Origin of the sequence: Pseudomonas sp. UBA4194 (assembly GCF_002379585.1) — a bacterium.
GTDB lineage: Bacteria > Pseudomonadota > Gammaproteobacteria > Pseudomonadales > Pseudomonadaceae > Aquipseudomonas.
This window is the reverse complement of sequence record NZ_DFUE01000052.1, coordinates 23,360-45,914: the sequence shown is the minus strand read 5'-3', so window position 1 is coordinate 45,914 and position 22,555 is coordinate 23,360. Positions and strand designations below refer to the sequence as shown.

Annotated in this window: 23 protein-coding genes and 1 pseudogene; 17 read left to right on the top strand and 7 right to left on the bottom strand. The window is 63.3% G+C overall.

All coding sequences use genetic code 11. The features are described 5' to 3' along the window. Window positions 1-15: 15 nt before the first annotated feature. On the bottom strand, window positions 16-903 hold the full coding sequence (locus B3397_RS13700) for a LysR substrate-binding domain-containing protein (protein ID WP_296250938.1): 888 nt from the start codon (window positions 901-903) through the stop codon (window positions 16-18). A gap of 223 nt (window positions 904-1,126) precedes the next feature. Between B3397_RS13700 and B3397_RS13695 the strand changes: the two genes are divergently transcribed. The 9 genes from B3397_RS13695 (at window position 1,127) to B3397_RS13655 (ending at window position 9,362) form a co-directional block, all read left to right on the top strand. After that, entirely contained in the window at window positions 1,127-2,179 is a 1,053-nt protein-coding gene (locus B3397_RS13695; protein WP_296250937.1) for an ABC transporter substrate-binding protein, read from the top strand. 69 nt (window positions 2,180-2,248) lie between these two features. Then, window positions 2,249-3,322, top strand: coding sequence for an ABC transporter ATP-binding protein (locus B3397_RS13690; protein ID WP_296250935.1), 1,074 nt, complete (start codon window positions 2,249-2,251; stop codon window positions 3,320-3,322). Next, a complete protein-coding gene (locus B3397_RS13685) occupies window positions 3,309-4,181 on the top strand; it encodes an ABC transporter permease (RefSeq protein ID WP_296250932.1) in 873 nt (290 codons plus the stop codon). Before B3397_RS13690 ends, B3397_RS13685 begins: the two co-directional genes overlap by 14 nt. Before the next feature lie 6 nt (window positions 4,182-4,187). Next, window positions 4,188-4,985, top strand: coding sequence for an ABC transporter permease (locus tag B3397_RS13680; RefSeq protein ID WP_296250930.1), 798 nt, complete (start codon window positions 4,188-4,190; stop codon window positions 4,983-4,985). Continuing rightward, window positions 4,982-6,121: an NAD(P)/FAD-dependent oxidoreductase gene (locus B3397_RS13675; RefSeq protein ID WP_296250928.1), complete on the top strand. Its 1,140-nt coding sequence runs from the start codon at window positions 4,982-4,984 to the stop codon at window positions 6,119-6,121. Before B3397_RS13680 ends, B3397_RS13675 begins: the two co-directional genes overlap by 4 nt. Further along, the gene (locus B3397_RS13670; RefSeq protein ID WP_296250925.1) at window positions 6,111-6,464 is read left to right on the top strand and encodes a (2Fe-2S)-binding protein; all 354 of its coding nucleotides are present in this window, start codon (window positions 6,111-6,113) and stop codon (window positions 6,462-6,464) included. Before B3397_RS13675 ends, B3397_RS13670 begins: the two co-directional genes overlap by 11 nt. Further along, on the top strand, window positions 6,461-7,837 hold the full coding sequence (locus B3397_RS13665) for an NAD(P)/FAD-dependent oxidoreductase (protein WP_296250921.1): 1,377 nt from the start codon (window positions 6,461-6,463) through the stop codon (window positions 7,835-7,837). The genes B3397_RS13670 and B3397_RS13665 overlap by 4 nt, the downstream gene beginning before the upstream one ends. Next, window positions 7,830-8,999, top strand: a complete 1,170-nt coding sequence (locus tag B3397_RS13660) for an NAD(P)/FAD-dependent oxidoreductase (RefSeq protein ID WP_296250919.1) — start codon at window positions 7,830-7,832, stop codon at window positions 8,997-8,999. The genes B3397_RS13665 and B3397_RS13660 overlap by 8 nt, the downstream gene beginning before the upstream one ends. A 9-nt stretch (window positions 9,000-9,008) precedes the next feature. After that, a complete protein-coding gene (locus B3397_RS13655) occupies window positions 9,009-9,362 on the top strand; it encodes a RidA family protein (protein ID WP_414704382.1) in 354 nt (117 codons plus the stop codon). 48 nt (window positions 9,363-9,410) lie between these two features. Here the strand turns inward: B3397_RS13655 and B3397_RS13650 are convergent, their stop codons facing one another. Then, on the bottom strand, window positions 9,411-10,499 hold the full coding sequence (locus B3397_RS13650) for a sugar diacid recognition domain-containing protein (protein ID WP_296250918.1): 1,089 nt from the start codon (window positions 10,497-10,499) through the stop codon (window positions 9,411-9,413). Window positions 10,500-10,781: 282 nt separating this feature from the next. Between B3397_RS13650 and B3397_RS13645 the strand changes: the two genes are divergently transcribed. The 6 genes from B3397_RS13645 (at window position 10,782) to B3397_RS13620 (ending at window position 16,703) form a co-directional block, all read left to right on the top strand. Then, window positions 10,782-11,420: a DUF1345 domain-containing protein gene (locus B3397_RS13645; protein ID WP_414704381.1), complete on the top strand. Its 639-nt coding sequence runs from the start codon at window positions 10,782-10,784 to the stop codon at window positions 11,418-11,420. A gap of 163 nt (window positions 11,421-11,583) precedes the next feature. Further along, window positions 11,584-12,549, top strand: coding sequence for a LacI family DNA-binding transcriptional regulator (locus B3397_RS13640; RefSeq protein ID WP_414704385.1), 966 nt, complete (start codon window positions 11,584-11,586; stop codon window positions 12,547-12,549). A 67-nt stretch (window positions 12,550-12,616) separates the two neighbouring features. Then, window positions 12,617-13,399, top strand: coding sequence for a sugar phosphate isomerase/epimerase family protein (locus B3397_RS13635; protein WP_296250913.1), 783 nt, complete (start codon window positions 12,617-12,619; stop codon window positions 13,397-13,399). Beyond that, window positions 13,392-14,342 carry a sugar kinase gene (locus B3397_RS13630; protein WP_296250911.1) on the top strand — a complete coding sequence of 317 codons (951 nt, stop codon included), beginning with the start codon at window positions 13,392-13,394 and terminating at the stop codon, window positions 14,340-14,342. The genes B3397_RS13635 and B3397_RS13630 overlap by 8 nt, the downstream gene beginning before the upstream one ends. A 75-nt stretch (window positions 14,343-14,417) precedes the next feature. Next, entirely contained in the window at window positions 14,418-15,716 is a 1,299-nt protein-coding gene (locus B3397_RS13625; protein WP_296250910.1) for an MFS transporter, read from the top strand. Between the two features lie 9 nt (window positions 15,717-15,725). Further along, entirely contained in the window at window positions 15,726-16,703 is a 978-nt protein-coding gene (locus tag B3397_RS13620; RefSeq protein ID WP_296250908.1) for a 2-hydroxyacid dehydrogenase, read from the top strand. A gap of 181 nt (window positions 16,704-16,884) precedes the next feature. On the opposite strand, the gene B3397_RS13615 is transcribed toward B3397_RS13620, so the two are convergent. The 4 genes and pseudogenes from B3397_RS13615 to B3397_RS13600 form a co-directional block, all read right to left on the bottom strand. Further along, entirely contained in the window at window positions 16,885-17,886 is a 1,002-nt protein-coding gene (locus tag B3397_RS13615) for an ABC transporter substrate-binding protein (protein WP_296250906.1), read from the bottom strand. A 32-nt stretch (window positions 17,887-17,918) separates the two neighbouring features. Beyond that, a complete protein-coding gene (locus tag B3397_RS13610; RefSeq protein ID WP_296250903.1) occupies window positions 17,919-18,785 on the bottom strand; it encodes an ABC transporter permease in 867 nt (288 codons plus the stop codon). A gap of 24 nt (window positions 18,786-18,809) precedes the next feature. Further along, entirely contained in the window at window positions 18,810-19,691 is an 882-nt protein-coding gene (locus tag B3397_RS13605) for an ABC transporter ATP-binding protein (RefSeq protein WP_296250901.1), read from the bottom strand. Window positions 19,692-19,704: 13 nt separating this feature from the next. Then, window positions 19,705-20,585: pseudogene (locus tag B3397_RS13600) on the bottom strand (TauD/TfdA dioxygenase family protein). 338 nt (window positions 20,586-20,923) lie between these two features. On the opposite strand from B3397_RS13600, the gene B3397_RS13595 reads away from it, so the two are divergent. Both B3397_RS13595 and B3397_RS13590 read left to right on the top strand, forming a co-directional pair. Beyond that, window positions 20,924-21,124 (top strand): DUF1654 domain-containing protein, encoded by a 201-nt coding sequence (locus B3397_RS13595; RefSeq protein ID WP_296250988.1) that lies wholly within the window; start codon window positions 20,924-20,926, stop codon window positions 21,122-21,124. Between the two features lie 4 nt (window positions 21,125-21,128). After that, window positions 21,129-21,818, top strand: coding sequence for an endonuclease I family protein (locus tag B3397_RS13590; RefSeq protein WP_296250897.1), 690 nt, complete (start codon window positions 21,129-21,131; stop codon window positions 21,816-21,818). 142 nt (window positions 21,819-21,960) lie between these two features. Here the strand turns inward: B3397_RS13590 and B3397_RS13585 are convergent, their stop codons facing one another. Next, window positions 21,961-22,554: a HutD family protein gene (locus B3397_RS13585; RefSeq protein WP_296250896.1), complete on the bottom strand. Its 594-nt coding sequence runs from the start codon at window positions 22,552-22,554 to the stop codon at window positions 21,961-21,963. Window position 22,555 lies beyond the last annotated feature (1 nt).

The window sequence follows — 22,555 nt, the reverse complement described above, 5'->3', positions numbered from 1 at the left end:
CGAGCCTGCGATCATTCACACCACCCCCGCATAGAACTCTTTCAGCGTCTCGATGAAATCCTCCGCCAATGTCGTCCGATTTTGCGCACTCGGCCAGATCACATAGGTGGGAAACAGGATATCCGGGCGAAACGGCCGCACCACGATATCCCGATGCAGGTAGTCCCTGGCCACCAGCGGATGCGCCAAAGTAATCCCCATCCCATGAGCCACCATCTCGCAATTGATCGCGCTGTACTGCGCTTCAACCGCCATCACCCGCTCCACCCCCGCCTGCTCGAACAGACCGTCTACCAACGCCCGCGTGCCGTCGCCGTGGCAGAGCGACACGAACGGCTGGCCTTCCAGATCACTGAAAGTAATGGACGCCTGCGCCGCCAACGGATGAGCCTTGGGCAGCACGCACACGGCCGACACCTGAGCCAGCAGCTCGACCTGATGGTTGGCCAGGTCGCCAGGGTGCACCACGATGCCGATGTCGCAGAACTGTGACTTCACCCACTGCTCCACCGTGGGTGAGGAGTTCACGTGCAGCGACACCGTGAGCTCTGGCCGGGTCTCAGTGAATGTCTTGAGCACCTGCGGGATGACACTCAGCCCCGTGGACGGCACCGCGGCTACCCGCAAGCGCCCGGTGCCCAGGTTGCGGATGTTCTTGGCAGAATGCTTGAGGCTGTCCAGCCCCACGAATGCCCGCTCCACCTCCTGAAAAAACGCCTGGCCTGCCTGGGTGGGTATCAGCCGTACGCCCGCACGTTTGAACAAGGTCAGCCCGGTGCTCAGCTCCAGCTGTGCAATGAGGCGGCTGACATTGGGCTGAGAGGTGTAGAGCACGTCGGCGGCCGCCGTCATCGACCCCATGCGCATGACGCTGCGAAATGCTTCGATCTGTCTGAGGTTCATGCTGGCGCTCCATGTCGAATATGTATAGCTAGCCCGGATATCCGTATTTGACCATATACCAGACTGCTCGCAATACTCGAACACAGCAGCACATAGCGCACACCAAGATGCGCTACCCGGCAGCCTTGGCCCCGGGAGCATGCACAGCGCATGCGTAGCGTCGAGAACCGTCGACGCGACTGACGCATTGTTCGATCTGCCCCATGCACTTCGGAGATAGTCTGTGAATAGCCAACAACCGTCCTTCGCTCGCTCCACCCTGCGCATCGCCCTCGCCCTGACCGCCCTCGCCGGCAGCCACGCCTTCGCCGCCCCGACCTTGTATGTAGCCGGTGTCGGCGGTTCCACCGAACAGATGTACAAGACCAAGGTCATCCCGGCATTCGAGAAACTGCACGACGTCAAAGTGGTGTACGTGGCCGGCAACTCCACCGAAACCCTGGCCAAGCTGCAGGCGCAGAAAGGCCGGCAGCAGATCAACGTCGCCATGATGGACGACGGCCCCATGTACCAGGCATTGCAACAAGGCCTGTGCGGGGAACTGAGCGACGCCCCGGTCTACCAGGACCTCTACCCGCTGGCCCGCCTGAGCTCGCAGGCTACCGGAATCGGCGTGGTCGCCACCGGTATCGGCTACAACGAAGAAGCCTTCAAGAAACGTGGCTGGGCCGCCCCCGATTCCTGGGAAGACCTCAAGGACCCACGTTTCAAGCAACTGCTGGGCATGCCGCCGGTGACCAATACCTACGGCCTGCATACCCTGGTGGAAATGGCGCGCCTGCGCGGTGGCAGCGAGAAAGACATCGACCCCGGCTTCAAGGCCCTCAAGGACGAGATCGGGCCGAACGTACTGGCCTGGGTGTCGGCGCCTGGCGAAATGGACGGCATGATGCAGAACGGTGATGTGGTCATGGCGGTGTACGGCAGTGGCCGCGCGGTTGCGCTGCAAGGCACCGGTTTCCCGCTCAAGTTCATCTACCCCAAGGAAGGCGGTATCGCCCTGCAGATCGCAGCCTGCGGCGTGACCCCCAACGCCCAGCCGGAGCTGTCCCAACAGTTCATCCAGTACGTGCTATCGCCCGAGGTACAGGCCATTCAGGCCAGGGAGAACGGCTTTGCGCCAGTCAACAAGACCGTGCAGCTGAGCTCCGAAATCGCCGCCCGCATGCCTTATGGCCCGGACAAGGTGAACGCCCTGATCAAGGTGGACTGGGACACCATCAACCAGCAACGCAGCGAGTGGACCACCCGCTGGAACCGCACCGTCGAGCGCTGAGCCGGCCCGATATCCGCTCCGTCCTGAAACCCTTCTGGAGACGCAGGCGCACGCCTGCGTGGCAAAGCCATGGCATTTCTGACACTTGAAGGCCTCGTCAAGAGCTACGGCTCGTTCAAGGCCATCGACGGTTTGAACCTGGAGGTGCAGCAGGGTGAGTTCGTCGCCCTGCTCGGCCCTTCCGGATGCGGCAAGACCACTACCCTGCAGTCGATCGCCGGATTCGTGCAGCCCACCGAGGGCCGCGTGGTGCTCAATGGCCGCGACATTACCCACGTACGTCCCGAAGCACGCGGCCTGGGTATCGTGTTTCAAAGCTATGCACTGTTCCCGCACATGACCGTCGCGCAGAACATCAGCTTCGGCCTGGAGATGCGCGGCGTGGCCAAGGCCGAACGGGCCAGACGCATCGCCGAGGCACTGGACCTGGTGCGCCTGGGGGGCTTGGGTGAGCGCTACCCCAAGGCGTTGTCCGGCGGGCAGCGTCAGCGCGTGGCCATCGCTCGTGCCCTGGCCATCCGCCCGGATCTGTTGCTGCTCGACGAGCCCATGTCCAACCTCGACGCCAAGCTGCGTGAAGAAATGCACATCGAGTTGCGCGCCATCCAGCGTGACCTGGGCATCACCACCATCCTGGTCACCCACGATCAGGTCGAGGCCATGACCATGAGCGATCGCATCGCCGTGATGCAGCGTGGCCGGATCGTGCAGATCGACACCCCGTTCGAAGCCTATGAACGGCCGCACTCGCCCTTCGCTTCGGCGTTCCTGGGCAAGACCAACGCCTTCGCCGGGGCCGTGCAGCATCGCAATGCCCGCTGCTGCGACGTGCAGGTGCAGGGCGCCCTGCTGCACGTGCCCCACGAAGACCGCGCCTTGGGCAACGACGTCAACGTCTACATTCGTCCGGAGAAGCTCCGCCTGACCCAGGCCGGCCTGGGGCGCCTCAATGGCCATGTGCGCCTGCGGGTATTTCTCGGCAACCTGTGGCTGATCGCCGTGGACAGCCACCTGGGGCTGGTACACATGACCCAGCCGAACCTGGGCAGCCTGCCGCCGGATGAAGGCAGCGAGGTAGGTCTGGACTGGTCCGACGATGACCTGCGCCTGCTGGATCGGGAGATTGCTCATGGCCAGGTATGACGCTGAACGTGTCGGCGCGGCGCCGTGGCTGTTGAGCGGGCCGGCATTGCTGGTATTCATCGCTCTGCTGCTGGCACCGCTGTTACTGACGGCCCTGCTGTCGCTGAACCTGTTCAGCGATACCGACGGTGTATTGCCGGTGTACAGCGCGGCCAACTACCTGGAAGTCTTCAAGGACGACTACTTTCACGAGATCTTCCTGCGCACTGGCTCCATGGCGCTGGCCGTCACCGTGTTGTGCGTGCTGCTGGGCGTTCCGGAAACCATCATCATTGCGCGCATGGCACCGCGCTGGCGGTCGCTGTTCCTGCTGGTAGTGCTGGGCCCGCTGCTGATCTCGGTCGTGGTACGCACCCTCGGCTGGGCGATCCTGCTGGGCAACAACGGCTTGATCAACGACGCCTTGCAGGCGCTGGGGATCACCGATACGCCCGTGAAGATCCTGTTCACCCAACTGGGTGTGGTGATCGCCCTGACCCATGTGCTGGTGCCGTTCATGGTCATTGCGGTGTGGGCCACCCTGCAGCGCCTGGACCTGCAGGTGGAATGGGCCGGGCTGTCCCTGGGTGCGTCGCGGTTGACGGTGTTCCGCCGCATCATCGTGCCGCAGATCATGCCCGGCATCCTGTCCGGCTCGATCATCGTTTTCGCCCTGGCGGCCTCGGCTTTTGCCACGCCAGCGATCATCGGCGGACGACGGCTGAAGGTGGTCGCCACGGCAGCCTACGACGAATTCCTCGGCACCTTGAACTGGCCCCTGGGCGCGGCGATCGCCATGCTCCTGCTGGTGGCCAACCTGATCATCATCCTGGGTTGCAGCAAGCTGGCCGAACGCCGCTTCAAGCAAGTCTTCGAGTGAGCCGCCATGCACAAGAACGGATTTTTCTCGCTGCTGTTCCATAGCCTGTTCATTGCCTTCATCGTCGCCCCGCTGCTGGTGGTGATGGCCATGGCATTCACCGACAAAGGTTACCTGTCGCTGCCCACCGATGGCCTGTCGCTGCGCTGGTTCCAGGCCCTGCTGGACAATCAGGAAATGCTCGACGCATTCATGCTGTCGCTCAAACTGGGGCTGGCCTCGGCCACGGTCGCCACGTTGCTGGCGATTCCGGCAGCGTTGGCCATCAGTCGCTACGACTTCCCCGGCCGCGGCACCCTGACCGGCTTTCTGCTGTCGCCGTTGATGATCCCCTCGGTGGTGCTGGGTATTGCCTTCCTGCGCTTCTTTTCCCTGGCACAGATTGGCGGATCGTTCTGGGCGCTGTGCCTGACCCACGTCATCGTGGTGCTGCCCTACGCCCTGCGCCTGACCCTGGCCTCCACCATTGGCCTGGAAAAAGACATCGAACAGGCCGCGCTGTCCCTCGGCGCCCGGCGCTGGACCGCTTTCTACCGGGTGATTCTGCCGCGCATCCGCACCGGCGTGATCGGCGGGTGGATGCTGGCGTTCATCCAAAGCTTCGACGAGCTGACCATGACCGTGTTCGTCGCCACGCCCGGCACCACCACGCTACCGGTGGCCATGTACAACCAGATATCCCAGACCATCGATCCATTGATCACCGCTGTGTCCACCGTGCTGATCGTCGGCACCCTGCTGCTGATGCTGGTACTCGACCGTCTGGTGGGGCTGGATCGGGTCTTGATAGGAGAAGGCAAATGAACCTGTCGACGACGGCGGTCAATGCCGACGTGATCGTGATAGGCGGCGGCCTGGTCGGCACCGCCGTGGCCTATGGCTTGGCCCGCAGCGGGGCACGCACCGTGGTGCTGGACCAGGGCGATGACGCCTTCCGTGCCTCGCGGGGCAACTTCGGCCTGGTCTGGGTCCAGGGCAAGGGTTACAACCTGCCGGACTATGCCCGCTGGACCCGCTCATCGGCCCAGCGCTGGAGCGCGCTGCGCGACAACCTGTTGCAAGACAGCGGCGTCGACGTTCAGCTCAAGCAACCGGGCGGTTTCCACATGTGCTTCAGTGACGAGGAACTGCTCGAACGTCAGCAACGCTTGCAGGTATTGCAGGACGTGGTCGGCGACTACCCTTTCGAGATGCTCGATGCCGCCGAGCTCAAGGCCCGTCTGCCGCTGATCGGCAAGGCCGTGGTCGGTGCCAGCTATACGCCCCAGGACGGCCATGTGAACCCGTTGAAACTGCTGCGCGCCTTGCACGGTTCGGCCCAGGCACACGGCGCGCGCTTTCAGGGCGGCGTGCAGGTAGACCGCATTGAAGGTCACGCGGGTGATTTCCGGGTCAGCGCCGGTCAGCAGCAGTTCTGTGCGCCACGCATAGTGCTGGCCGCAGGCTTGGGCAATCCGGGCCTGGCCCGCCAGGTGGGCCTGCATGCGCCGGTTGCGCCAAACCGCGGCCAGGTACTGGTCAGCGAGCGCGTGCAGCCTTTTCTTGACTACCCCACCATCAATGTACGCCAGACCGACGAAGGCACCGTCCAGTTGGGGGACTCCATGGAAGAGGTTGGCTTCGACGACAGCACCAGCCGCGAAGTGCTGTCGGCCATCGCCCAGCGCGGCGTCGCCACCTTTCCCCTGCTGCGCGACGTGCGGCTGGTGCGGGCCTGGGGTGCACTGCGGGTAATGAGCCCCGACGGCTTTCCGATCTATCAGCAGTCGTTGACCCATCCGGGAGCCTTCGTCATCACCTGCCACAGCGGTGTGACCCTGGCCGCCGCGCACGCGCTGCGCATCGCGCCCTGGATCATGGGCGCTGCCCAGCCCGACGAATTGGCCGTGTTCAACGGCGAACGTTTTCTCACCGACAAGGTGCTAGCCCATGCCCACTGAGCCGCTGTTCCAACCGGTCGCCAGCGAAACCCGCCCGACCCGCACCCTGAATCTCACCTTCAATGGCCAGCCCCTGACCGTACCGGCCGGCATCAGCGTGGCAGCGGCACTGCTGATGTCGGGCGTCAATCGATTCCGCGCCACGCCGGTGAGCGAAGCGCCCAGGGCGCCCTATTGCATGATGGGTGTGTGTTTCGAATGCCTGGTGGACATCGACGGCGTGCCCAATCGCCAGAGCTGCCTGATCGAGGTCGCCGAGGGCATGCAGGTGCGCTCCCAGGAAGGCGCCCGTGACCTGGTCTACCAGCCAGCCAATGTCCAGACCCTGGAGGTACAGCCATGAACCCGGAGCACGTCGATGTGGTAGTGGTGGGTGCCGGGCCGGCCGGTATGGCCGGTGCGGTGCGCCTGGCCAGCCATGGGCTGAAGGTCGTGGTGCTGGACGAACAAGGCAGCCCCGGTGGTCAGATCTATCGAGGCATCACTCTGGCGCCCCTGGCCCGCCGCGACATGCTCGGGCCGGATTACGCCCAGGGCAACGCGCTGGCCCAGGCGCTGGCTGGCGCCACCGTGCGCTATGAAAAAGGGGCTGCGGTATGGCAGGTGACCCGCGATCATCAGGTCAGCTATCTGCGCGATGGCCGCATGCACACCTTGCAAGCCAAGGCGGTGCTGTTGGCCACCGGCGCCATGGAGCGCCCTTTTCCGATTCCCGGCTGGACCTTGCCGGGGGTGATGACCGCCGGCGCGGCGCAGATCCTGCTGAAAAGCGCCGGGCTGGCGCCCACCGAACCGGTGGTGCTGGCCGGCTGCGGTCCCCTGCTTTACCTGCTGGGCTGGCAGTACCTGCGCGCCGGCGTGCCGATCAAGGCGCTGGTAGACACCACGCACCGTGATGACTACTGGCGAGCACGTCGGCATCTGGTCGCGGCGCTTCGCGCCTGGCCGTATCTGCGCAAGGGCTTGCAGCTGATGCGCAGCCTCAAGCAGGCGCGTATCCCCCACTACACCGGGGCCGAGGCCCTGGCCGTGGAAGGCCGCGAGGCTGCCCAGGCGCTGACCTTTGCAGTTGCAGGCAAACAGGAACGGATCGAAGCCCGCTGCGTGCTGTTGCATCAAGGCGTGGTGCCCAATATTCAATTCAGCCAATCGTTGCGCGCGACCCACGCCTGGGACCCGCTGCAACTGTGCTTCAGCCCCCTGCGCGACAGCTGGGGCGAGCTGGACGTGCCGGGCATCTTCGTTGCCGGTGATGGCGGTGGTATCGGTGGCGCGCAAGCCGCTGCCTTGCAGGGGCAACTGGCAGCCTTGGGCATCGCTGCGCGGCTCGATGCCCTGGGCGCCCCGCAGCGGGATCAGCTGGGTGCCGATCTGCAAAAGCAGCTGGAGGCGAACCTGCGCATTCGGCCCTTCCTCGACAGCCTTTATCGGCCGCGAGACGAGCATCGGGTTCCGGCCGACCAGGTGGTAGTGTGCCGCTGCGAGGAAGTCACCGCAGGCGAGCTGCGCGGTTTCGTGGCGCTGGGTTGCACGGGCCCGAACCAGGCCAAATCCTTTGGTCGTTGTGGCATGGGCCCCTGTCAGGGCCGGCTATGCGGTTTGACGGTCACTGAGGTGATTGCCCAGGCGCGACAGGTATCGGCCGCCGAAGTCGGATACTACCGGATTCGTCCGCCGATCAAGCCCATCACCCTGGGGGAGCTGGCCGGTGAGTGAATCCTCGTCCGTAGGCAGTGATGTACTGGTGATCGGTGGCGGCATCCATGGCCTGAGCACCGCGCTGCATCTGGCCGTCGCCGGCGTGCAGGTTACCGTTCTGGAGGCCGAGTACTGCGGGCGCCACGCCTCCGGCGTGAATGCCGGGGGGGTGCGAACCTTGGGCCGGCACGTTGCCGAGATCCCCCTGGCGCTGGCGTCTCGCGAGCTGTGGTACCAGCTCCCTGAGTTACTGGGTGACGACGGTGGTTTTGTCGCCAGCGGTCAACTCAAGCTGGCGGAGACCCCAGCAGAGCTCGACGAGTGTCGCCAGCGGGTTCAGCAGTTGAATGCATTGGGCTTCGATCATGAGGTGCTGATCGATCGCGAGCAGGTGCTGGAGTGGGTACCGACTGTCGCCCGGCATGTGGTGGGGGGCATCTGGGTCAAGGATGACGGCTATGCCGTACCCTACCGTACGGTGACCGCCGTGCGCCTGGCCGCACAGAAGCTTGGGGTCACGGTACTGGAAAACACGCCTGCGCAGGCCATCGAGCAAAAGGGCACGCGTTGGCAGGTCCGCACCGCGAACGGGGTGCACCAGGCCGAGCATCTGGTCGTGACCGCCGGGGCCTGGTCCGGGCGACTGGCCGCAGCAGTCGGCGAGCCGGTACCGGTGCATCCCGAGGGCCTGATGCTGATGGTCACCCATCGCGTCGCCCCGTTCTGCACGCCGGTGCTGGGGGCGACCGGCCGTGCGCTGTCGTTCAAGCAGTTTGCCAACGGCACGGTGGTGATCGGTGGCAAGCTGGTCGGGTCGGTGGATTTTGCCGCGCGCCATGGCGAGGTCGAGATGGACCGCCTGAGTACCAGCGCAAGAACGGTGACCGACCTGTTCCCCCACTTGCGCCATCTGGGCGTGAACCGGGTCTGGGCCGGGGTCGAGGCGTTTACCGCCGATGACCTGCCGGTGATTGGCCGCAGCGGCAAGGCCAGTCGGTTGAGTTATTCATTCGGCTTTTGCGGCAGTGGCTTTCAGATGGGCCCAGGCACCGGCAAGCGCCTGGCTCAAGAGATACTCGGCGAAACGTCGCCGATCAGCCTGGCACCTTTTTCCATCCAGCGCTTCGCGGCACCGGCTGCGCAAACGCTGAATTTCGCTTCAACCATCGGGCAACATTGAGGAGCCTTTATGCTGGACATCAAACGCATCGAAACCAACCAACGCATGAGCCGTGTGGTGCAGTGCAACGGGTTTACCTTTCTGGGTGGACAGACGGCCACCGACCGCAGCCTGGACATCAAGGGGCAAACGGCTCAGGTGCTGGCCAAGATCGATAATTTCCTGGCCCAGGCGGGTCTGGACAAAACGCGTATTCTGACGGCTCAGGTATGGCTCTCGGATATCGAAGCGAACTTCGCCGGAATGAACGAGGTATGGGACGCCTGGGCACCTGAAGGACATGCGCCGGCGCGGGCTACGGTGGAATCGAAGTTGGCGGCGCCCGATCTGTTGGTGGAGATCACCGTGGTGGCGGCAGGTTGATAGCCGATTGAAGCCGGGGTGGGGATCTTCAGTGAAGGGTCCCCCCTTTCAAACCGCCGTCAACCTGACCCCCAGATACAACACCACCATCCCCTCCAAGGTCATCGGATCCACCCCGCTCAACTCCGCAATCCGCTCCATCCGATAGCGCAAGCTATTGCGATGAATCCCCAGGGAATCGGCACACAACTGACTCTGCCCATCATGCTCGCACCATGCCCGCAGGGTGGCCAGCAATTGCCCGTTGCTGTCCTTGGCAATCACCCGCTGCAATGGCATCAGCCACTCATCCAGCGCATCGTCGTCGCGGTGCCGCCAGAGCAGGCTGGGCAGCCGGTAACGCTGCAGTTGCAACAAGGCCACCGTTGGCAGGATCTCGCGGCCATACGCCAACAGATCGCGCACTTGCCGGCAGCCGCGACGCAGATCCGGCAAGGTTTGCGCCGGATCACCGACCCCCAGGCGTCGCACCTGAAAGTCTTCCAGTCTGCCCAGCAGTTGCAGATCATCGGCGTGCGGTGCGGTAGGCCGGCACCAGAGCACCGTGCCCGCACCCGAGCACAGGCACCAGCTGTCGGCAACCCGCGACTGCAACCAGCGCGTCAGGGGCTCGGCATTAGACTCCCCGGCCAGTTCGAATACGCACGGCACACGTGCCAGATGCGGTTTGAGGCCCAGTTCACGGGCTTCGTCCAACAATCGTGGCGACAGCTCGGCATCGCCCAGGAGCATGGCCATGACGTCTTCGGTTCGCTCCGTGCGCCAGCGCTGCTCGACGCGCATGTGCCGTTGCGCCACCAGCATTTCGGCGGTCATGCGCACCAGCTGTGCCGAGGTGCGCAACTGCGCCGGATCGCCGGTCAGGCCCAGCACGCCGATCAGGCGTTGGTCGAGCATCAGCGGCAGATTGATCCCCGGCTGCACGCCACGCAGGGTGCGCGCCGTCTGCTCGTCGATTTCCACTTCGCGCTTGTTGGCCAGTACCAATTGGGCGCCTTCGTGGCGGGTGTCGATACGTTGCCGCTCGCCGCTGCCCAGGATGAGCCCCTGGCTGTCCATGACGTTGACGTTGCACGGCAGAATGGCCATCGCCCGGTCGACGATGTCTTGAGCCAGTTCGTGGTCCAGTTCGAACATTGCACAGCAATCCTTGAAGGCGAACGGAACCCAGATCCTACAGGATTTTGCAGTGCCGGCACCGGCCCCATCGCGGGTAGAACCCGCTCCCACAGGGGTATCGCACACCTCGACGCCCGCTCCACCACCGTACAGCTCCCTCTCCCCTAGGTAGAGGGCTGGGGTGAGGGGACCCTTCACCGCCGAACCACCCTGCACTCGCCACCCCCGAACACCCCACACGGCCCTGCCGGCGGCCCTGCCTGCATGCTACCCTTGCCCCTCTGCCCAACGTGACCTGCCATGGCTCTGCATACCCTGTTGCGTACCCACCCTCGCCTCACGGCCGCAGCCGTGCTCGGCACTGCCGTGGGGCTGTTCGCACCTGCCGATCCGATCATGCGCGCCCTGTTCGGCTGGAACGCCGGTGTCTGGTTCTACCTGGCACTGATGGCCTGGCTGACCTGTCGGGCCAAAGCCGAAGCCGTCAGGCGCACCGCCGAGATCGAGGACGAAAACGCCGGCCTGGTGCTGGTGACCGTCTGCGTCGCCGCGCTGGCCAGCCTGGCTGCCATTGGTTTCGAACTGGCGGGCAACCAGGGGTCCGGGACCCAGGCCCTGCACCTGGCAATCACCGCCCTGACCGTGATCGGTTCCTGGCTGATGATCGGGGTCATCTTCGCCCTGCACTATGCTCGCCTGTTCTACACCAGCGAGGCCAAAGAACCGATCCTGCGCTTCGCCGAGGGCCTGGACAGGCCCGACTACTGGGACTTTCTGTACTTCTCCTTCACCCTTAACGTCGCGGTGCAGACCTCCGATGTCGGTGTCGCTTCCCCTGCCCTGCGCCGCGTGGTACTCGGCCATTCGCTGATTGGCTTTGTGTTCAATACGGCGATCCTGGGGTTCTCCATCAATATCGCCGCCGGGTTGTTGCACTGAAAGGTGCATCGCGACCGGACAGGCGATATCCGGTGGTTGACGCGCGTGCTGATCTGGTGTTTCCTGAAACCGGTTTCAACGCATTCAGCCGCCTGGCAATAACATCCATAAAAGGAATCAGGCCGTGAACAGTATTTCCGTGCCCCCGCGCAGCCGGGTCACCATGCTCGACGTCGCCGAGCGTGCCGGGGTCTCCAAGGCCAGCGTGTCGCGCTTCATCGGCGACGACCGCGCGCTGCTCTCCGATGCCATCGCCCTGCGCATCGAACAAGCCATCGACGAACTCGGTTACCGCCCCAATCAAATGGCCCGTGGCCTCAAGCGTGGTCGCACACGCCTGATCGGCATGCTCATGGCCGATATCCGCAACCCCTATTCGATCGCCGTCATGCATGGCGTGGAAACCGCCTGCCGCCGCCATGGCTACAGCCTGGTGGTGTGCAACACAGACCGCGATCCGGCGCAGGAACTGCTGCAACTGCAAGCCCTGCGCTCCTACAACATCGAAGGCCTGATCGTGAACACCCTGGGCCACCACCTGGACGAACTGCGCCAGTTGCAGCAAGAGCTGCCCATGGTGTTGGTGGATCGCAAGGTCGAGCAACTGGCCTGTGATCTGGTGGGCCTGAACAACGAACAGGCGGTACGCATGGCCATCGATCACCTGCGCGAACGCGGCTACCGCGACCTGGCACTGGTCAGCGAACCCATCGATGGCACCAGTTCGCGCCTGGAACGCATCGACGCCTTTGCCCGGCTCACCGTCGGCACGACCTTGCAAACCGGTGCAGGCTTCAGCGCCCGTCTGCAAGCCTTTCTGGATACCCCAGAGCCCGGGCCCAAGGCGCTGTTCTGTGCCAACGGCGTGGCGACCCTGGCCTGCACCCTGGCGCTGCGCGAGTTGTCCTGCACGTTGTTTGACGACGTCGGCCTGATCGCTCTCGACGACCTGGAATGGTACCCCTTGGTGGGTGACGGCATTACCGCCCTGGCCCAGCCGACCCATGCCATCGGCGTACAGGCACTGGATTGCCTGCTGGCGCGTTTGAACGGCCACTCGGCGCCGGCTCAGGCCTACGACTTTGCCCCCGAACTCACCGTTCGAGGTTCCACACCGCCGCGCGGTTGAATCAACGCTGACCTCGGTGGTCAGTGTGTACAAGCTTTTTTGAAACCGGTTTCAGAGGCCAATAACAATGAATCTGTCCCCCGTCTCCATCAGTCTTTCCAGCTACGGCGCCGATTATGTCCGCGCGCGCGGCCAAGCCAGCCTGGCGCCTTTGCTCCGCCATGCCGGTGCCAGTCATATGGAACTGCGCGAAGAACTGTTCGAAGCGTTCGACGCCGCTGCACTCAAGCAGGCCATCGAGCAGCACGGCCTGACGTGCGTCTATTCCTCTCCCCTTGAACTGTGGCTGCCGGGGCAATCGGCCCCCAATCCGGCCCTGCACAAGGCCCTGAGCGACGCCGCCGCCTGCGGTGCGATCTGGCTGAAAGTGTCCTTGGGCTTCTTCGCTCCCATCAGCGACCTGGAACAATTGCGCGGCGCCTTGCACGGGCAGCCTGTTCGCCTGCTGGTGGAAAATGACCAGACCTCCCAGGGCGGTCGAATCGATCCCCTGGTGCGCTTCTTTGCCAAGGTCGAGGAAGGCGCGCTGCCGGTGGGCATGACCTTCGACATCGGCAACTGGCAATGGCAGCAGCAATCGGTGTCCAGCGCTGCCTTGCAGCTGGGTCGTTACGTCGAGTACCTGCATTGCAAGGCGGTACAGCGCAGCCCAGCCGGCAAACTGATCGCCACGCCGCCGGAACTCACCGACCTGCATCAGTGGCAGCGCCTGCTGACCCACATGCGTCCCGGCTTGGTCCGGGCCATCGAATTTCCCCTGCAGGGCGACGACCTGCCGAGCCTGACCCAGCGTCACGTCCACACCCTCGCCCGTCTGGGCCAGCCGACCCAGGAGGCCGCCCATGGCTGATGTCGACATTCTGTCCTTCGGCGAAACCATGACCATGTTCGTCGCCGAACAACCCGGTGACCTGGCCAGCGTCGAGCGTTACCACAAGCGCATCGCCGGCGCCGACAACAACGTCGCCATTGGCTTGTCGCGGCTGGGTTTCAAGGTGGCATGGCTGAGCCGGGTCGGCGACGACTCCATGGGCCGCTTCGTCGTCCAATCCCTTGAGCGCGAGGGACTGGACTGCACCCATGTCGGCGTCGACAGCCACCACCCTACTGGTTTCCAGTTCAAGTCCCTGGAGCTGGAAGGCCGGGACCCTACCGTCGAGTATTTCCGCCGCGGCTCGGCTGCCAGCCACATGAGCATCGCCGACCTGCCAGCACAGCTGCTCAATGCCCGTCACCTGCACGCCACCGGTATTCCGCCGGCGCTGTCGGACAGCATGAACGCGTTGTCCCGGCACATCATGAGCCGCATGCGCCAGGCCGGGCACAGTGTGTCCTTCGATCCCAACCTGCGGCCTTCGCTGTGGCCGAGCCAGGCGCGCATGATCGAAGAAATCAATAGCCTCGCCGCCCTCGCCGACTGGGTCCTGCCGGGCCTGGCTGAAGGTCGCCTTCTGACTGGCCACGAACGCTGCGAAGACATTGCCCGGTTCTACCTGGACCAAGGCGCCAAAGCGGTGGTGATCAAATTGGGCGCCGATGGCGCCTACTACCGAACCGCCGACACCGATGGCTATGTCGCTGGCCGCCCTGTGCCCAAGGTGGTGGATACCGTGGGTGCCGGCGATGGCTTTGCCGTGGGGGTGATCAGCGCCCTGCTCGAAGGCCGCGATCTGGCCGAGGCCACGGCCCGCGGCAACTGGGTGGGTAGCCTGGCCGTGCAGAGTCCCGGTGACATGGAAGGCTTGCCTACCCGCGCCCAGCTCGATGCCGACGAGCACGCACGAACGCGTTGAACCTGCTCCACCCGCTGCACCGTGATCGAACCGAAAACCTGTTGCGACAACTACAAGATGCTCAGGAGCAAGACCATGGAAACGTTGAAACTCGCCACCCGCCGCTGGTGGTACATCATGCCGATTGTGTTCATCACCTACAGCCTGGCCTACCTGGACCGCGCCAACTACGGCTTCGCTGCCGCGTCGGGCATGGCCGCGGACCTGAAGATCACACCCGGGCTGTCCTCGTTGCTGGGGGCGCTGTTCTTCCTGGGGTATTTCTTCTTTCAGGTACCCGGCGCCATCTATGCCCAGAAGCAGAGCGTGAAGAAGCTGATTTTCGTCAGCCTGATCCTGTGGGGCAGCCTGGCTACCCTCACCGGGGTGGTGTCCAGTGCCTATTGGCTGATTGCCATTCGATTCATGCTCGGGGTGGTGGAAGCGGTGGTGATGCCGGCCATGCTGGTCTATCTGTGCCATTGGTTCACCCGTGCCGAGCGCTCGCGGGCCAATACGTTTCTGATTCTCGGCAACCCGGTGACCATGCTGTGGATGTCGGTGGTGTCCGGCTACCTTATCCAGCATTTCAGCTGGCGCTGGATGTTCATCATCGAAGGCCTGCCAGCGGTGATCTGGGCGTTCATCTGGTGGCGCCTCGCCGACGACCGGCCGGCCCAGGCGAAGTGGCTCACCCAACAGGAAAAGGATGACCTGGAAAGTGCCCTGGCTGCCGAACAGGTGGGCATGAAACCGGTGAAGAACTACGCCGAGGCGTTTCGCTCGGGCAAGGTCATCATTCTGTCGATACAGTTCTTTTTGTGGAGCGTCGGCGTCTACGGCTTCGTGCTGTGGCTGCCGTCGATTCTCAAGCAAGGTGCGGAGATGGACATGGTCGAGGCCGGCTGGCTGGCTTCCCTGCCCTACCTGGCTGCAGTGATCGGCATGCTCACCGTGAGCTGGTTCTCCGACCGGCTGCAGCGGCGCAAGCGTTTCGTCTGGCCGCCGCTGTTTCTGGCAGCCCTGGCTTTCTATGGCTCCTACGCCTTAGGCAGTGAGCATTTCTGGTGGTCCTACGGCCTGCTGGTCATCGCTGGCGCCTGCATGTACGCACCCTATGGGCCGTTCTTTGCCATTGTTCCGGAAATCCTTCCGGCCAACGTTGCCGGTGGTGCCATGGCGCTGATCAACAGCATGGGGGCACTGGGCTCGTTTGCCGGTTCGTATCTGGTGGGCGTGCTCAATGCCAGCACCGGCAATCCTGGCGCGTCGTACCTGCTGATGAGCGGCGCCTTGCTGCTGTCGGCCGTGTTGACCCTATTGCTCAAGCCTGGCGGTTGCGACCTGAACGTGAATAACGGCGCAGCAACCGACCGTCCATTGACTGCCCACTGAGGAGCCCCGATGAAAAAGCGCGTGCTGCTGTACAAGAACCTTTCCCCGACCTTGCTCGCTCTGCTGCAGGAACACGCCGAGGTGACCTACATCGACGAGCCCAAGCGTGATGGCCTGGCGCGGCTGCGTGACGCCCTGCCCACGGCCCACGGCATCCTCGGCGCCAGCGTCAAGCTGGACGCTGAGCTGCTGGACCGGGCGCCTGATCTGCAAGCCATTGCCAGCGTTTCGGTCGGCATCGACAACTACGACATCGACTACCTCAACGGCCGCGGTATTGCCCTGTGCAACACCCCGGACGTGCTTACTCAGACCACCGCCGACACCGGTTTCGCGCTGGTATTGGCCAGCGCTCGGCGGGTCGTGGAGCTGGCCAATCTGATCAAGGCCGGACAGTGGACCCGCAGCATCGGCGACGCTCACTTCGGCACGGATGTGCACGGTAAAACCCTGGGCATCATCGGCATGGGCCGTATCGGCGAGGCGTTGGCGCAACGGGGGCATCTGGGTTTCGACATGCCGATCCTCTACAACAGCCGCCACCCGAAACCGGCGGTGGATGCCCGCTTCGGTGCCCGCCATTGCCCGCTGGACGAGCTATTGGCAACGGCGGATTTCGTCTGCCTGACCCTGCCCTTGACCGCCGAGACCGAGCATCTGATCGGTGCTCGCGAGTTGGCACTGATGAAGCCAACTGCGATCTTCATCAATATCTCGCGGGGCAAAGTAGTGGATGAGCGTGCGCTGATCCAGGCGTTGACGTCGGGGCAGATTCGCGGTGCTGGGCTGGATGTGTTCGAGCAAGAGCCGGTCAGCCCGGACTCGCCGCTGCTGCGCATGGACAATGTGGTGGCGACGCCGCACATTGGTTCCGCTACGGTGCAAACGCGGGAAGCCATGGCGCGGTGCGCAGTGGAAAACCTGATTGCGGCGCTCAAGGGCGAACGGCCGGCGAATATCGTCAATCCCCAGGTGTTGCGCGCCTGAGATCACCCCCCGCCTCCACAAGGCCCCTCTGTGGCCATGGGGTCTATGTTGCACCACCACTTCCTGTGGGAGCGGGCTCTGCCCGCGATGGGGTCATTACAGACATTGCACAGTCCGAATCGAATGGTGCATATCTCGGCCCCATCGCGGGCAGAGCCCACTCCCACAGGCAGCAGATGGATCAGCTCCCGGCGTCGCCGTGGGCTTCTTCGAAGAAGTAATCCTTCCAGCTGTCGGCCTTGTTCTTCAGCACGCCCAGTTCATGCAGCTTTTCGGCATAGATGAAGGTGCGTTGCGGGACCACGGTGAAGTCGATCTCCGGGTCTTGCACGATTTTCTCCACGAAGGCCTCGCTCAGGGTCGACTTCTCAACCCGGATGTAGGTCTTGGCCGCCGCAACCTTGTCGGCCTTGATGATCTGCGCGGCTTCGGCCAGCGCGTCATAGAAGGCCTTGTAGGTCTTGGGGTTCTCGTCGTGGAATTTCTGCGTGGTGTACAGCACGTTGAAGGTGGCCGGGCCACCGAGAATGTCGTAGCTGCTGAGCACCTTGTGCACCTTGGGATTTTCCAGCGCCTGGTACTGGAACGGCGGGCTGGAGAAGTGCGCGCTGATCTCGGAGCCACCGGCGAGCAACGCCGAGGTCGCGTCCGGATGCGGAATGCTGACCGAGATGTTGTCGAACTTCTTGAATTCCTTGTCGCCGAACTGCTTGGCGGTTTCCAGCTGCAAGGTCCGCGACTGGAAGCCGACGCCAGCCGCCGGCACGGCGATGCGGTCCTTGTCGGTGAAGTCCTTGAGGGTCTTCACGTCCGGATTGTTGCTGAGCAGGTAGTTGGGCATCGAGCCCAGCGAAGCAATCGCTTTGACGTTCTGCCGGCCCTTGGTGCGGTCCCACACGGTAAGCATGGGTGGCACCCCGGCCGACACCACATCCAGAGCCCCGGCCAGCAATGCTTCGTTCATTGCCGTGGCGCCGGAGATGCTGTTCCAGTCCACCTTGATGTCCAGACCTTCCTGTTTGCCGTGTTTCTCGATCAACTGCTGATCGCGCACCACGTCCAGGATCAGGTAGCCGATACCGAACTGTTGGGCAATGCTGATCTTGCCTTCGGCCTGCGCACCGCCGGCCAGCAACGCCCCGGCCAAGCCACAGACCAGGGAAAACTTGCGTGGAAATACCATGATCGATTCTCTATGCAAAAAAGAAGAAGAACTCAGCGCTGCATGCCCCAGCGCTTGATGGTCAGACGTTCGAAGGTGTTGAACAGCAGGTTCTCCACCAGCAGGCCGATCAGGATCACCGCAGCCAGCCCGGCGAATACCTTGTCGGTGTACAGCTCGTTGCGGTTCTGGAAGATGTACCAGCCCAGACCACCCTTGCCAGACGACGCACCGAACACCAGCTCGGCGGCAATCAGGGTCCGCCAGGCGAAGGCCCAGCCGATCTTCAAACCGGCCAGGATCGACGGCAGCGCTGCCGGGATCAGGATGTACCAGACGAACCGCAGCCCCCGCAGGCCATAGTTGCGCCCGGCCATGCGCTGGGTTTCGGACACGCCCAAAAAGCCCGCGTAGGTGTTCAGCGCCAGGGCCCACAGCACCGAGTGCACCAGCACAAAGATCAGGCTGTTCTCGCCCAGGCCAAACCACAGCAGCGACAGGGGCAACAGGGCAATCGCAGGCAAGGGGTTGAACATCGCCGTGAGGGTGCTGAGCAAGTCACGACCCAACTGGGTCGACACCGCCAGCGTGGTCAGACCGAACGCCAGCACGATGCCGATCAGGTAACCCTTGACCAGCACGGTCAGCGAAATCCAGACCTTGCTCAGCAACTCGCCGCTGGCGATGCCATCGACAAAGGCGCTGGCGGTCTGCAAGAAGCTGGGCAGCAGCAAGTCATTGTTCTGCCAGCGCGCGGCCAGCTCCCAGATGATCGCCAGGGCGATCAGGATCACACCCTTGCGCACCCACGCCTGTTGCCAGATGCGTTGGGGCAGGGAAATATCGCGAGCAAGCTCGGCTTGGGTGAAGGGTTCCAGGACCACTTCGTATTCTTCGCGCAGCGGCGGGGAAAGGCTCATGTCGGTACTCCGGATTCAACGAGATCAGTAGGCGATGCGCAGGTGCTGGAAGTCCACGGGACGCTCCACCACCGGTTCCTCGCCTTCGTCGAACAGCAACCGGTGAATACGCTGGGCACTGGCCTGGAAATCGACCCCGCCCAGGCTGCCGAGGTTGAACTGATGACTGTTGATTTCCGCGCGGACCCGGCCAGGGTGTGGCGACAGCAGCAGAATGCGGTTGCCCACCACCAGCGCTTCTTCGATGGAGTGGGTAACGAACAGCAGGGTGAAACGCACCTCTTCCCACAGTTCCAGCAGCTCTTCCTGCATCTTGCGCCGCGTCAAGGCATCGAGCGCCGCAAAAGGCTCGTCCATCAGCAGGATCTTGGGCTGCATGGCCAGGGCACGGGCGATCGCCACCCGGGCCTTCATGCCGCCGGACAGGGTGTGCGGATAGGCGTCGGCAAACGCACTCAGGCCGACCTTTTCCAGGTAATAACCAGCACGCTCCAACGCGTCGGCACGCTTGAGGGTGCGCGAGGCCAGCAGCGGGAACATGACGTTCTCGATCACGGTCTTCCAGGCAGGCAGCTGATCGAACTCCTGGAACACCACGATACGGTCAGGGCCGGGCTCTTCGATGCGTTCGCCCGCGAGGCGAATTTCGCCCTCACTGGGCGTGATGAAGCCGGCCACCGCCTTGAGCAGCGTCGACTTGCCACAGCCCGACGGGCCGAGCAGGACGAAGCGGTCGGAACGGTCGACTTCGAAGCTGACCTGGTGAGTCGCCCGCACCACCCGCTCGGGCGTGCGGTATTCAAGACTGACGTTGTCTACGTGCAACAAGGTTTCAGGGGTTGCCTGTTGGCCTGTTGCGGCGTCAGTGCCAGTGCTGGCCGTGTGGCCTGGCAGTGCAGCGTTCATGTAAAGCTCCCGATCAAAACGGCGCGTCGCCCTGGATGGTGGTGCGGTAAAGCTTGCGGCGCAGGTGGTCCGGGCAGCCCGCAGCGAGGTGGATCAGCGACCGGTTGTCCCAGAACACCATGTCATGGGGCTGCCACTGATGGCGGTAGACGTTCTCCGGACGCACGCTGTGGGCATACAACTGCTGCAGCAGGTCGCGGCTCTCGTCTTCCGGCAGGCCGACGATGTGCGTGGTGAAACCTTCGCTGACGAACAGCGCCTTGCGGCCGTTTTCCGGGTGAGTACGGACCACTGGATGAGCCACGGTCACCACCTGAGCCAGTTGCTCCGGGGTCAGGGTCGGGCGCCAGTTGGCGGCATTCTTGCCTTCGCTGTAGCGCGCGGTGTAGGAATGCACCGCCTGCTTGCCTTCGACCGCTTGACGCAGATGCTCGGGCAGGGTGTCCCAAGCCTTGTGCATGTCGGCGAACAGGGTGTCGCCGCCTTCGCTCGGCAGTTCCTGGGCATGCAGCATCGAGCCCAGGCTCGGCAATTCTTTGTAGGACAGGTCCGAGTGCCAGTATTTGCCGGCATCACCCAGGCCAACGGGCTGACCGTTTTCGACGATATTGGAAACGATGAGGATTTCCGGGTGCCCGGCCAGCAGGAACTGTTTGAGCACGTGAATCTGCAGCACGCCGAAACGGCGGCTGAAATCGATCTGCTGCTGCGGGGTGATGCGCTGGTCGCGAAAGATCACCACGTGGTAGTCCAGGTGCGCGCGGTGGACGCGGGCGAAATCGTGAGCGTTGAGCTCGCGGGTCAGGTCCAGGCCGACGATCTCTACGCCGACCTGGCCCGGCAACGGGCGCACTTCGAAGTGTTGGTTGCCCGGTGTGGGGCTGGAAGATGCAGAAAGAGGAACGGCCATGGTGTGCTCCGACTCTGGCTATTGAGTACGAGGGAATGGGCGAAACTCTATAGGTATAAGAATTTTATTTTAAATATCGTTATCGAATAACCATATCACCAGAAAACAGATGCCCCTGCCCAGGCCGGCCCGGCGTCGCTGCCCTCGCCCCTCAAATTTTCCGGCGCGTGCAGCAAATTCCCAAAATCACTGTCAGAAGCGCGCTTCTTTTTACCTGCTCTTGCGAAAATGCCTACAGTAAAATACTGTATGCACGTACAGCCTAATAAGGAAATGCTTCGTGACCACCGCCGCAGCAAGCACCCCCAGCGCCTATGAGCGCATGGGTATCCGCATTCAGAAAATCATCAATTCGCCGACCGCGCAGAAATCTCGTGCCGCGCTGATCTTTCGTCTGGAGCATGAAAGCGAAGACGACTGGGCCCAGTTGCTGGAAGAGATTGCCGAAAACGACAACGTCACCCTCGCTTATCGCGACGACGGCGGCGTGCAAATTTTCTGGGTCGTGCCGAAGGAAGATTGAACGGATGATGGTTCGTAGTATTGCTGCAAGTTTGTTGTTGATCAGTTTCGCCGCCCACGCCGACGCCCCCCGCACCTTCAGTGAAGCCAAGAAAATCGCCTGGAAGTTGTACGCGCCTCAGTCCACCGAGTTCTACTGCGGCTGCAAGTACACGGGCAATCGCGTCAACCTGGCGGCTTGCGGCTATGTGCCGCGCAAGAATGCCAACCGGGCAGCGCGTATCGAGTGGGAGCATATCGTCCCGGCCTGGCAGATCGGCCACCAGCGCCAGTGCTGGCAGAACGGCGGGCGCAAGAATTGCACCCGCAACGACAAGGTCTATCAGAAAGCCGAAGCGGACCTGCATAACCTGGTGCCCAGCATTGGCGAGGTCAACGGTGACCGAAACAACTTCAGCTTCGGCTGGTTGCCTGAACAGCAGGGCCAGTATGGGTCTTGCCTCACCCAGGTGGATTTCAAGGCCAAGAAGGTCATGCCGCGCCCTTCGATTCGCGGCATGATCGCCCGCACGTATATGTACATGAGCAAGCAGTACGGTTTGCACCTCTCGCGCCAGGATACGCAGCTGTACAAAGCGTGGGACAAGACCTACCCGGTGCAGGCCTGGGAGCGTCAGCGCAACCAGCAGGTGGCCTGTGTGATGGGCCATGGAAACGCCTTCGTCGGCCCCGTCGACCTCAAATCCTGCACCTGATCGGCGTCTGGGTATTGGCGTTTTCCGTGGGCGTTGCGGTGGGAGGGACGCGGCTACGGGCTGTAGCAGCGGCGTGAGCCGCGTCCGGGTTACCGCGTTTCTTTTGGGAATTGCGGTGGGGGGGACGCGGCTTACGCCGCTGCTACAGGGTTATTTCTACTATGCAGATGTGCGCTGCTGCGCCTTCCAGGGTGTAGCGCTGCAGCTGGCCGCTGGCGTTGATGCAGCGTAACGTGGCTCGCGGCGCCAGCTTGTAGCGCCGTCCATCACGGGCATCCGTTACCCCAACAGGTCCTGCCGAAGCGTTGAAGAACACCACCTCGCCCGCCTTTGAACCCACCACCACCGCCGGCTGACACTCCACCCAGCGCAACGACGCCTGGACTCGATCCTGGCGGTAGATCAGGTTGAAATCCTCAATCGGTGAACCCAGCAAGCGACAATGCACCTGCGCCCCGCCGTCGAAAATCAGTGGCTGGAACGGACCCAGCGCTTCACTGGGCACCCCGTCCACTTCCAATACCATGCCATCACCTTGCAGCACGCTGATGATCCGACGGTAACCGGCGAAGACCGAGAACGGCCCATCGGCATCGATCTGGGCGATAGACAGGCGCCAGTCGTACCCGCTGTCATCGGCGGACCGTCGCTGGACAATTTCCAGGGTGCTGCCCGCGCCGTTTTTCCAGGGCATGGCCGTGTAGTCTTCGGGCAGATACAACTGCGAGTCAGTCATC

What these genes read in the sequence shown, in the direction of transcription:
- B3397_RS13685 (WP_296250932.1), top strand. Translation starts at nt 3,309, where the DNA reads ATGGCCAGGTATGACGCTGAACGTGTCGGCGCGGCGCCGTGGCTGTTG.
- B3397_RS13625 (WP_296250910.1), top strand. Translation starts at nt 14,418, where the DNA reads ATGGAAACGTTGAAACTCGCCACCCGCCGCTGGTGGTACATCATGCCG.
- B3397_RS13610 (WP_296250903.1), bottom strand. Translation starts at nt 18,785, where the DNA reads ATGAGCCTTTCCCCGCCGCTGCGCGAAGAATACGAAGTGGTCCTGGAA.
- B3397_RS13670 (WP_296250925.1), top strand. Translation starts at nt 6,111, where the DNA reads ATGCCCACTGAGCCGCTGTTCCAACCGGTCGCCAGCGAAACCCGCCCG.
- B3397_RS13615 (WP_296250906.1), bottom strand. Translation starts at nt 17,886, where the DNA reads ATGGTATTTCCACGCAAGTTTTCCCTGGTCTGTGGCTTGGCCGGGGCG.
- B3397_RS13605 (WP_296250901.1), bottom strand. Translation starts at nt 19,691, where the DNA reads ATGAACGCTGCACTGCCAGGCCACACGGCCAGCACTGGCACTGACGCC.
- B3397_RS13680 (WP_296250930.1), top strand. Translation starts at nt 4,188, where the DNA reads ATGCACAAGAACGGATTTTTCTCGCTGCTGTTCCATAGCCTGTTCATT.
- B3397_RS13655 (WP_414704382.1), top strand. Translation starts at nt 9,009, where the DNA reads ATGCTGGACATCAAACGCATCGAAACCAACCAACGCATGAGCCGTGTG.
- B3397_RS13585 (WP_296250896.1), bottom strand. Translation starts at nt 22,554, where the DNA reads ATGACTGACTCGCAGTTGTATCTGCCCGAAGACTACACGGCCATGCCC.
- B3397_RS13590 (WP_296250897.1), top strand. Translation starts at nt 21,129, where the DNA reads ATGATGGTTCGTAGTATTGCTGCAAGTTTGTTGTTGATCAGTTTCGCC.
- B3397_RS13690 (WP_296250935.1), top strand. Translation starts at nt 2,249, where the DNA reads ATGGCATTTCTGACACTTGAAGGCCTCGTCAAGAGCTACGGCTCGTTC.
- B3397_RS13665 (WP_296250921.1), top strand. Translation starts at nt 6,461, where the DNA reads ATGAACCCGGAGCACGTCGATGTGGTAGTGGTGGGTGCCGGGCCGGCC.
- B3397_RS13640 (WP_414704385.1), top strand. Translation starts at nt 11,584, where the DNA reads ATGCTCGACGTCGCCGAGCGTGCCGGGGTCTCCAAGGCCAGCGTGTCG.
- B3397_RS13650 (WP_296250918.1), bottom strand. Translation starts at nt 10,499, where the DNA reads ATGTTCGAACTGGACCACGAACTGGCTCAAGACATCGTCGACCGGGCG.
- B3397_RS13595 (WP_296250988.1), top strand. Translation starts at nt 20,924, where the DNA reads ATGGGTATCCGCATTCAGAAAATCATCAATTCGCCGACCGCGCAGAAA.
- B3397_RS13630 (WP_296250911.1), top strand. Translation starts at nt 13,392, where the DNA reads ATGGCTGATGTCGACATTCTGTCCTTCGGCGAAACCATGACCATGTTC.
- B3397_RS13645 (WP_414704381.1), top strand. Translation starts at nt 10,782, where the DNA reads ATGGCTCTGCATACCCTGTTGCGTACCCACCCTCGCCTCACGGCCGCA.
- B3397_RS13700 (WP_296250938.1), bottom strand. Translation starts at nt 903, where the DNA reads ATGAACCTCAGACAGATCGAAGCATTTCGCAGCGTCATGCGCATGGGG.
- B3397_RS13635 (WP_296250913.1), top strand. Translation starts at nt 12,617, where the DNA reads ATGAATCTGTCCCCCGTCTCCATCAGTCTTTCCAGCTACGGCGCCGAT.
- B3397_RS13675 (WP_296250928.1), top strand. Translation starts at nt 4,982, where the DNA reads ATGAACCTGTCGACGACGGCGGTCAATGCCGACGTGATCGTGATAGGC.
- B3397_RS13620 (WP_296250908.1), top strand. Translation starts at nt 15,726, where the DNA reads ATGAAAAAGCGCGTGCTGCTGTACAAGAACCTTTCCCCGACCTTGCTC.